Here is a 9,420-nt window from a genome sequence, read left to right on the forward strand (position 1 = left end):
CGATCGAAGCCGTGAATGGTGTCGTTGCCATCCCCGACTCGCCCGGCCTCGGCATCGAGATCGATCGCGGTGCGCTCTCGGAATTCAAAGTATCTCAAGGGTGAGAACAGCGCGGGAGGCCAACGCGCCAACCGCGCGCTCCCCCAGCAGGCGGGACGTGCGTTGATCGCAACGGTGCCGACCGCGCTCCTACTGGTTGGCCGCAAGTCCGTCCGCGAGCGCAAGTGCTTGCTCGGGTTCGTCAAGCTGCATCAAGCCACCATCTCGACTCTGGCGCACCTTGTTCAGGTGATCGCGCGGACTGAGGCCCAAGGTTCGCTTGAACATGCGGGAGAAGTAATAGGGATCGGAATAGCCGACTTCGGTTGCGGCAGTCGCCACGGAAAGGCCAGCCTCCAGGAAATGCATGGCGCGCTCCATGCGTTTCAGTTCCTGATACTTTCGCGGCGTGCGGGTCACACGCTTCTGGAATTCGCGCAGGAAGTAGTCTCGATTGTAGGGCGATGCATCGACCGCTCGTGTCGCAATCTCCGGATCAAGTGGATTGGCGGAAATCATCGTGGCAGCTTTCATGACAGCAAGGTCGATCGCATCGGCACCCTCGGGCTGGTAGGTGGCGTGGTCCCGCCATCCGATGAATGCATCCTCGATAAAGGCAATGAGCAGCACCATGAAGAGATGATGCTGACCGAGCGTGACGGAGGAGGGGGGAGCGCTCTGGCGATAGTGACGTACCACAGGTTCGAGAAGCGCCCAGCGCATGAGGCGCAATTTCGGTTGCAGGTCCATCTGCGCGATAAGGTTATGGCGCCCGTAGATATCGAGCGTAAAGTGCTGCGCAACGCCGAGATAGGTCTCCCGCCCCTCATTCCATCCGACGAACCGCTGGCCACGGGAAATCAGCATCGCGTCACCCGGCTCCATGATCACCGGTTCGCCGTCTATCAGGTAATGCCCGCGTCCTTCGAGGCAGATCACGAGATCATCGACCTCGTTCGATTTGTCGATCCGCCAGGTGTGCGAGTGTTCCATGCGGATAGCGGCTCGCGTCAAACTGAGGGTCAGCGCCGTCGGCGGAATCGCAGAGAGAATTCCACCTTCAATTTCGTCCATCTTTTTCCTCGCCTTTGTGAATTCATTCTGCAGGAGAGATGGGTGATTGTCACCGCATAAGCCGCTTGTGCGCACCGTATCGTCTGGGAGGAGGGATCGGTTCGTGGCGAAAAAGGGAGAGTCCTGCTTTCGTCCGTGCCGATCCGGGAGCGTAATTTGTACGAAACTGTATCTATAAAGGCAGCATTTCGGTGCCATCCGGGGGGAGCGGCATGAAAGGACACCGCCTTCTCGGGCTCGGCTATCTCGCGCCCTACGTCATCGGCCTTCTGATTTTCACGGCCATTCCGTTCATCGGCTCGTTCTACCTGAGCTTCACCAGCTACGACCTGTTGAGCGAGCCACGCTGGACGGGGCTCGCCAACTACGAGCGGCTGTTCACCCGTGACCGCACGTTCCTTAAGTCGTTGAACGTCACGCTGCTCTACGTGTTCCTGACCGTGCCGTTGAAGCTCGCCTTTGCACTCTTCATCGCAGCGATCCTGAATTACCGGTTGAAATTCATCGGCCTCTTCCGCACGGCCTTTTATGTGCCGTCGATCCTTGGAGGTTCGATCGCGATTGCCGTGCTGTGGCGCTATGTCTTTGCCTCGGAGGGGCTCGCGAACATGGCGCTCGCCACGCTGGGGCTTGCCCCGGTCGACTGGTTCGGCGATCCGACCAACGCGCTCTTCACCATCACGCTTCTGCGCTGCTGGCAGTTCGGCTCGGCCATGGTGATCTTCCTGGCAGCACTGCAATCGATCGACAAGTCGCTCTACGAGGCAGCGGCGATCGATGGCGCGGGCAAGGTGCGGACCTTTTTCTGGATCACCCTGCCGCTGCTGACTCCCGTGATTTTCTTTAACCTCATCATGCAGATGGTGCAGGCGTTCCAGGAGTTCAACGGCCCCTACATCATCACTCAGGGCGGTCCTCTGAAGGCCACATACCTGCTGCCGCTCTACATCTATGACGAGGCGTTCAAGAAGTTCAACATGGGTTATGCCTCGTCCATTGCCTGGGTGCTCTTTGCCATCATCACCGCGCTGACCCTCGTCGCCTTCTGGTCTTCGAAGAAGTGGGTCTACTACGCCGGCGACAAGAGGAGCTGAGCCATGGTCGATCTTCAAAAGCTCAACGGCCAGCAGGCCGCACGTAGGGCAAGGCTTCGCGTGCTGTCGACGACGGTTCGCTACGTGCTGCTCTTTTCGGTCGGTTTCGTCATGCTTTATCCGCTGATCTGGCTGGTCGGCGCGAGTTTCAAGACCAACTCGGAGATCTTCGCCGGGGCGGGCTTCCTGCCGGACAACCCGACCGCCGATGGCTACATCAAAGGCTGGCAGACATCGACGCCCTATACCTTCGGCCGGTTCTTCTGGAATTCGTTCCTGATCATCCTGCCGAAGGTGATCGGCACGGCGATCTCCTGCACCATGGCGGCCTACGCCTTCGCGCGGTTCGATTTCCCGTTCAAGAAGATCTTCTTCGCTTCGGTGATCGCGATCCTGCTCTTGCCGAATGTCGTGACGCGCATCCCGCAATATATCCTGTTCCGTGATCTCGGCTGGCTGGACAGTTTCCTGCCGCTCTGGGTGCCCTCTGCCTTCGCCGGCGATGCCTTCTTCGTCTTCATGCTGGTGCAGTTCCTACGCTCTTTGCCGGCAGACATGGAAGAGGCAGCGCGTGTCGATGGCGCAAACAGTTTCCAGACGTTGGTCTACATCGTCGTTCCAATGCTGGCGCCGGCGCTGATCTCAGTCTGCCTGTTCCAGTTCATGTGGACGATGAACGATTTTCTGGGCCCGCTGATCTACCTGTCATCGGTCGACAAGTATCCCGTGAGCCTCGCGCTCAAACTCTCCATCGACACGACAGAGGCCTTCGAATGGAACCGCATTCTCGCAATGTCGGTGCTAACCATCACACCCGCTCTGGTCGTGTTCTTCGCTGCGCAACGGTACTTCATTGAAGGGATCTCCTCCGGGGGAGTCAAAGGCTGACCATGGCAAAGGTTCAACTGAAAGATCTTGAAAAGGTTTATGGCGGCGCGTTCAAGGCCGTGCATGGCATCAACCTCGACATCGAGGATGGTGAGTTCATGGTCTTCGTCGGGCCTTCGGGCTGCGCCAAGTCCACCACGTTGCGCATGGTCGCGGGGCTCGAGGAAGTCTCGGGCGGCGAGATCGTGATCGGTGACCAAAGGGTCAACGACCTGCCGCCGGGCAAGCGTTCGATCGCGATGGTGTTCCAGAATTACGCGCTCTATCCGCACATGAAGGTGCGCGGCAACCTGGCTTTCGGGCTGAAGATTGCCGGCAAGCCGAAGGCAGAGATCGACGCAGCCATCAAGCACGTGGCCAGGATCCTCGAGATCGAGCCGCTGCTCGACCGCCTGCCAAAGCAGCTCTCCGGCGGACAGGCGCAGCGCGTCGCGCTCGGACGTGCCCTCATCAAGAAGCCAGGCGTCTTCCTGTTCGATGAGCCGCTTTCCAATCTCGACGCCAAGCTGCGCGCCTCAATGCGGGTCCGCATCACCGATCTGCACAGACAGTTGAAGGCCGAAGGCCTGTCTTCGACTGTCATCTACGTGACGCACGACCAGACGGAAGCCATGACCATGGGAGACCGGATCTGCGTCATGCAGGCTGGCCACATCATGCAGGTGGCAACGCCCAAGGAACTCTACAATCGTCCGGCAAACCTGTTTGTCGCCGGCTTCATCGGAAGCCCCGAGATGAACCTCGTCGATGCGACGCTTCAGGGCGGCGATCTCCAGATCGGAAGCCAGCGCGTGGCACTCGGCGCCAATCTCGAGGGCAGACTTTCGGCCAGACCTACAGAGGCCGTGCTTGGCATGCGCCCGCAGCATCTTTCGCTCGTCGCCGATGGGCCGGGCCTTTCCGCAAGGCTCACCAACGCCGAGTTCATGGGGCACGAAGTGTACCTGCATGCCGACCTCGAAGGCCGCAAGCTGGTGAGCGTCGTGGGCGCCGCCGAATTCGAGACACTTGGCCAGTCGGACGTTATCCGCCTGCGCCCGGACCCCGACCACCTGCATGTTTTCGACAAGACCGATGGCCGCAACGTTTCGCTGTGAGGAGGGAGCGCTCGGCCCAATTCCAAGGAGGAGAAGTTCGATGAAAATGAAGAGAACGATCGCAGCATTGGCCGGCGTTGCCTATGGCGCCCTGGCCCTCGGGACGGCCGCTCAGGGCGCCGAACTGCGCATGGCCTGGTGGGGCGGCGAGAGCCGCCACGTCGCCACCCAGAAGGCGATCGCCGCCTGTGGCGAGAAATATGGCCACACAGTCAAGGGCGAATTCACGGGATTTGACGGTTACCTCGAAAAGCTGACGACCCAGATGGCCGGCAAGACCGAAGCCGATATCATCCAGGTCAACTGGCCCTGGCTGCCGTTGTTCTCGAAGAATGGCGACGGCTTCGCTGATCTGCGCAAGCTCAAGGCGATCGATCTTTCCAACTGGAGCGAAGCGGATCTCGCGGCCGGCTCGATGAACGGCGTGCTGCAAGGGCTCTCCGTTTCGACGACGGGCCGCGTCTTCTTCTTCAACGCCACGACATTGGAAAAGGCAGGCGTCGCCATTCCGAAAAGCTGGGACGAGTTTTTCGCCGCCACGGCGACCATCAAGGAAAAGCTCGGCAAGGACTACTATACCTTCAACGCCGTCAAGGAGACGGCGCAGCTTTTGACCACGCTGGCCGTGGTGCAGAAGACCGGGAAGGATCTGGTCGATCCCGCGACCAATCGCGTTGCCTGGACGCCGGAGGAACTTGCCGAGGGCATATCGTTCCTGGGCAAGTTGGTCGAGGCCGGAGCGATCAGATCGCAGAAGGAAGAAGCAGCCGATGGCAATGTCAATCTGTTTGAAAAGCCGGCCTGGGCAGACGGCAAGATTGCCGGCTCCTACGAATGGGATTCGACCTATTCGAAATATGCAGACCCGTTGAAAGACGGTCAGCTGTTGAAGTCCGTGGCAATGCTGAGGTTTCCGGACGCCGTGACGGAAGGCGTCTATCGCAAACCCTCGATGGTGTTCTCCATCTCCAAGAACTCCAAGGACGCTGAGGCGGCAGCTCAGATCGTCAATTGCCTTCTGAACGAACCCGAGGGCATCGATGCGCTTGGCACATCGCGCGGCTTGCCGGCGTCGAAGGCCGCCGCTGCCCGCCTCGGTGACAAGGGCGAGCCGGAAGTGCGCGCAGCAAACGCTATCGTCGTTGCCGCAAGCGGTCCGGCCGTCTCGCCTTTCAACGAGCATCCGGAGGTGCGCGCAGCCTTCATCGATACGCTGGAGGAGTACGCCTATGGCCAGTTGAAGGCGGATGAGGCAGCCGCACAGATCATCGATACGGTGAACGACGTGCTTGCCGAGTTCGATTGATCGTCAGATGTCCCGCCACGGTTTCCGCGGCGGGTCCACTCTACCGGAAAAGCCAAGAGAACGAGACCATGATCCGACCGTCCATCATCGCGCTGTCAGCGCGAACGGCAGCGCTTTGCCTGCCTAAAGCCGGAGCGCTCTATCGCCTGCCTGACCCGGCCTCCTGGCGGCTCGAGCCGGCGGCCGGCGACGGTGAGGTGCGGGAAGGGATCACTGCGACGGTCGTCAGCCTTCTCCATGATCTTCAACCGGGTGGTCGCTACCGCCTCGAGGTCGAAGGGTTCCAGCCGCTTGAGTTCGAAACGCCAGCCTGCGCCGGTCTGATCGATCCAACCGCATTCGGTCTTGTCCCCGGTATCCGTCACGACGATCTCGAGGGTGCCCGCGCCAACGCTGCCGCTCTGGCGGACGCCGTAGTCGCCGTGCCCGACGGCGGCACTCTGCGCCTGCCCAAAGGAGACTGGACGGCCTTTCCGGTTCGGCTCAAGAGCGGCATAACCCTGCATATTTCCAAGGGAGCGGTCCTTCATGCGCCCTCGGTGCGCGCGGGCTGGCCCATCCTTGAAGCCCGCGACGCAATGGGCAGGATGCTAGGAAGCTGGGAGGGCCTGCCGACTGCCTGTTTTGCCGCTCCGGTCCATGCCATCGGCGCCGAACGGCTCGTGCTCGAAGGAGAGGGCTCTCTCGATGGTTCGGGCGACAGGGGAGATTGGTGGCATTGGCCGAAGGAAACCCGTGACGGAGCCCGCCGCCCGCGCGGTCTGCACCTCGTCTCCTGTGCTGACGTGAAGCTGCTGGGTTTTACCATCCGCAACGCGCCATCCTGGACGATCCATCCGCAGGGCTGCAGGAGGTTGGTTGCAGCGGGCCTCACCGTGGTCGCCCCGCCCGACAGCCCGAACACCGATGGATTCAATCCTGAAAGCTGCCGCGACGTCACGATCACCGGCGTGCGATTTTCCGTGGGCGACGATTGTATCGCGGTCAAGGCGGGCAAGCGCAGGCCGAATGGCGAACACGATCACCTTACCGAAACCCGCGGCGTCCGAATCACCCATTGCCTGATGGAGCGTGGCCACGGCGGCCTCGTGATCGGCTCGGAAATGTCGGGCGGCGTGCACGATGTCTCCGTCGAGGATTGCGAAATGGTCGGCACGGATCGCGGCCTGCGCCTGAAGACACGACGGGGGCGCGGTGGATCCATCACGAATATCGTCATGCGGCGGGTTCTCATGGATGGTGTGGACACAGCGCTATCGGCCAACGCTCATTACCATTGCGATGCCGACGGTCACGACGACTGGGTGCAGTCACGCCAACCGGCCCTGATCGATCAGGGAACACCCTTCATCGATGGCGTCACCATCGAGGACGTCGAAATCCGCAAGCTCTCGCACGCAGCGGGCGCGTTTCTCGGCCTGCCGGAAGCGCCAATCCGAAACGTCAGAATTCGCCGACTGAAGATTGCGTCCTATCGCGCCGACGCGACCGCCTCACCGCCGATCATGGCTGACCGGGTGCGACCTATGCGGCACGAGGCGATCGCCGCCGAGTACGCCGAGATCGACTGCGACGAACCTGCGCTCTTGAGCAGAGCCCCGATTTCCGTTTCCCTTGAATGAGATACCCGATGGACCCGACCGCCTATTTCGACCAGTTCACGCAACGCTACACCCCCTACAAGGGCGGAAGCTGGTGCTACGAGGACGGCTGCATCTATCGCGGTCTTCGACTGCTTTTCGAGGCGACAGGCGAGAGGCGCTGGAGCGAGCACCTGCACCGGCTCGTCGATCGCCAGGTCGGTTCTGACGGCACACTCCTCGGGTACGATCCTGCCGAGTACAATATCGACCACATTCTCGCTGGACGCGTCCTGTTCCCATTGGCCGCAGAAACAGGCGATCTTCGCTACAGGACAGCGGCAGACCAACTCGCAGGTCAACTTGAAACCCATCCGCGCATACTTGCGGGCAACTATTGGCACAAGCAGCGCTACCCTAACCAGGTTTGGCTCGACGGGCTCTATATGGGTCTCCCGTTTCAGATCGAATACGCACTTGCGACCGACAATCCGGCTCTGATTGCCGATGCGCTTCAGCAGTTCGCGACAGCACTTGCGCTCACGGCGACCGCCAAGGGCCTCTACGTGCACGGCTATGATGACAGCCGGAAGCAAAGTTGGGCCGACCCGATTACAGGCAGGTCGCCGGCGGTCTGGGCCCGGGCCGTCGGCTGGCTGGCAATGGCACTGGTTGATGCGCTGGCGCTTCTACCCAACGACAGGGCGACCGCAGCGCTACGTTTGAGGACCAGCCTGCTGCTTGACGAATTGATGGCACGCCAGACGCCGTCCGGCCTCTGGATGCAAGTCATCGATGAGCCCGATCTTGCGGGCAATTATGAGGAAAGCTCTGCTTCTGCCATGTTTGCCTACGCATTGCTGCGCTACGCGCGATTGGGCCTTTCTCAGGCTGATCGAGCCACTGTGGCCGGCCGGCGAGCCCTCAACGCATTGATTTCGGGGCGCCTTGTCGCCGATAGCGAGGGCATCACTCGATTGACGACAATCGTCGGTGTCGCTGGTCTCGGCGGCTTCGAAGGCAACTATCGCGACGGCTCGCCCGGCTACTACCTCTCGGAGCAAGTGGTCGCCGATGACGCCAAGGGCGTCGGACCACTGATGATGGCGTTCGCCGAAGGCCTGAGGTGCTGCGACAAGTCCCTCAGCGTTGCAACCGGCCGACAAGGATCGGCCAGCGCCAGATGAACCAGATCCGTATCGAAGACGAGCAAAGTCCGGAACAGATAGCGCTTGCTTAAACGAGGTGCCGGGGAGGTATCTGCTCTCGCTGACACGGCCAGCCGGGATCCGACACCCCGGTTGGAACCCGATCAGATATCCGACCGAGCAGGTTGATATAGGATCGATCAGTATGGCTTGCGAGACACCAGTTAGGGCGCACACAAGCGGCGGCCCCTTATATGTTCAAATTCTTGATTAGGGTATTGACCCTCCCATCATTGGAAGGTTCATCCTCACCCAATTCAGCTGGAAGAGGTGCCCAGAGAATGCTGAGACTGATCACGATTGTAGGTTCCGCGCTGTTCGGGGCGGCAAGCGTTGCGACGACGTCATTCTCAATGGGTCCTAGTCCGGGTGGGGATTGGTGGACACCGTTGGACCACTACTGCGAACGCGTGGGGCCGGGCTTCTGGGCGGAGCCGTTCAACACGCTCACCAACCTGGGCTTCGTCATAGCCGCGGCCGCCATATTCGTTCGCCAGCGCCGGGCTGGACGAGCGGACAAGCAGCTACTTGTCCTGGCACTCCTGACGGCATCGGTCGGCATCGGCTCGTTCCTATTCCATACGTTGGCCAACCGGTGGTCGCTGACCGCGGACATCGTGCCCATCGCGGTGGTCATATACTCGTTCTTCTTCGCGGCGCTGACGCGGCTGCTGCGCCTAAGCGCCATCGTTGCCGGACTGTTGACCGCGACATTGCTGGTCCTTTCGCCCACACTCGAAGTCATCGCAAAGCCTCTGCTCGGAAGTTCGGCGACCTATGCTCCGGGATTGATCGCGACTTTCGGCGTGGCGTTCGCGATACCGCTTGCAGGTCGTGGTTCGATGCCACCGCTGCTGGTGGCGGCTGGCACGATTTTCTCCGCTGCGTTGGTCTTTCGGATCCTCGATGCGCCGCTCTGCGGATATTGGAGCGTAGGCACGCACTTCATCTGGCATGTCCTCAACGCCGTCGCCCTGGGATTCGCGCTCCTGTCGATCGAACAACTTTCGCCAGGAGGCCGTGCAGACTCTTTGTCAAAGCCCATGCCGTCTGAGTCTGACGCTAGTGCTGCCAGCCGCGCAGGCCTCGACCGCGGGTGATATTGGGGCGCAGGCGAACACGAACCGCGCTGCG

The 9,420-nt window shown here is 61.0% G+C and carries 8 protein-coding genes; 7 read left to right on the forward strand and 1 reads right to left on the reverse strand.

Annotated elements, in window-relative coordinates; translation table 11 throughout:
- Positions 1–189: 189 nt before the first annotated feature.
- Entirely contained in the window at positions 190–1,113 is a 924-nt protein-coding gene (locus AC3WWH_RS34440) for a helix-turn-helix domain-containing protein (RefSeq protein ID WP_058320710.1), read from the reverse strand.
- A 212-nt stretch (positions 1,114–1,325) separates the two neighbouring features.
- Between AC3WWH_RS34440 and AC3WWH_RS34445 the strand changes: the two genes are divergently transcribed.
- The 7 genes from AC3WWH_RS34445 (at position 1,326) to AC3WWH_RS34475 (ending at position 9,386) form a co-directional block, all read left to right on the forward strand.
- Positions 1,326–2,207, forward strand: a complete 882-nt coding sequence (locus AC3WWH_RS34445) for a carbohydrate ABC transporter permease (RefSeq protein WP_058320709.1) — start codon at positions 1,326–1,328, stop codon at positions 2,205–2,207.
- A 3-nt stretch (positions 2,208–2,210) separates the two neighbouring features.
- Positions 2,211–3,095 carry a carbohydrate ABC transporter permease gene (locus AC3WWH_RS34450; RefSeq protein ID WP_058320708.1) on the forward strand — a complete coding sequence of 295 codons (885 nt, stop codon included), beginning with the start codon at positions 2,211–2,213 and terminating at the stop codon, positions 3,093–3,095.
- A 2-nt stretch (positions 3,096–3,097) separates the two neighbouring features.
- A complete protein-coding gene (locus tag AC3WWH_RS34455; RefSeq protein ID WP_058320707.1) occupies positions 3,098–4,192 on the forward strand; it encodes an ABC transporter ATP-binding protein in 1,095 nt (364 codons plus the stop codon).
- A gap of 40 nt (positions 4,193–4,232) precedes the next feature.
- Entirely contained in the window at positions 4,233–5,498 is a 1,266-nt protein-coding gene (locus AC3WWH_RS34460) for an ABC transporter substrate-binding protein (protein WP_058320706.1), read from the forward strand.
- Positions 5,499–5,566: 68 nt separating this feature from the next.
- Entirely contained in the window at positions 5,567–7,120 is a 1,554-nt protein-coding gene (gene pglA / locus AC3WWH_RS34465) for a polygalacturonase PglA (RefSeq protein ID WP_058320705.1), read from the forward strand.
- An 8-nt stretch (positions 7,121–7,128) separates the two neighbouring features.
- A complete protein-coding gene (locus AC3WWH_RS34470) occupies positions 7,129–8,265 on the forward strand; it encodes a glycoside hydrolase family 88/105 protein (RefSeq protein WP_058320704.1) in 1,137 nt (378 codons plus the stop codon).
- A gap of 302 nt (positions 8,266–8,567) precedes the next feature.
- Positions 8,568–9,386, forward strand: a complete 819-nt coding sequence (locus AC3WWH_RS34475; protein WP_492377612.1) for a ceramidase domain-containing protein — start codon at positions 8,568–8,570, stop codon at positions 9,384–9,386.
- Positions 9,387–9,420: the final 34 nt, after the last annotated feature.

This window comes from Ensifer sp. EB106-03-01-XG145 (genome assembly GCF_058792075.1).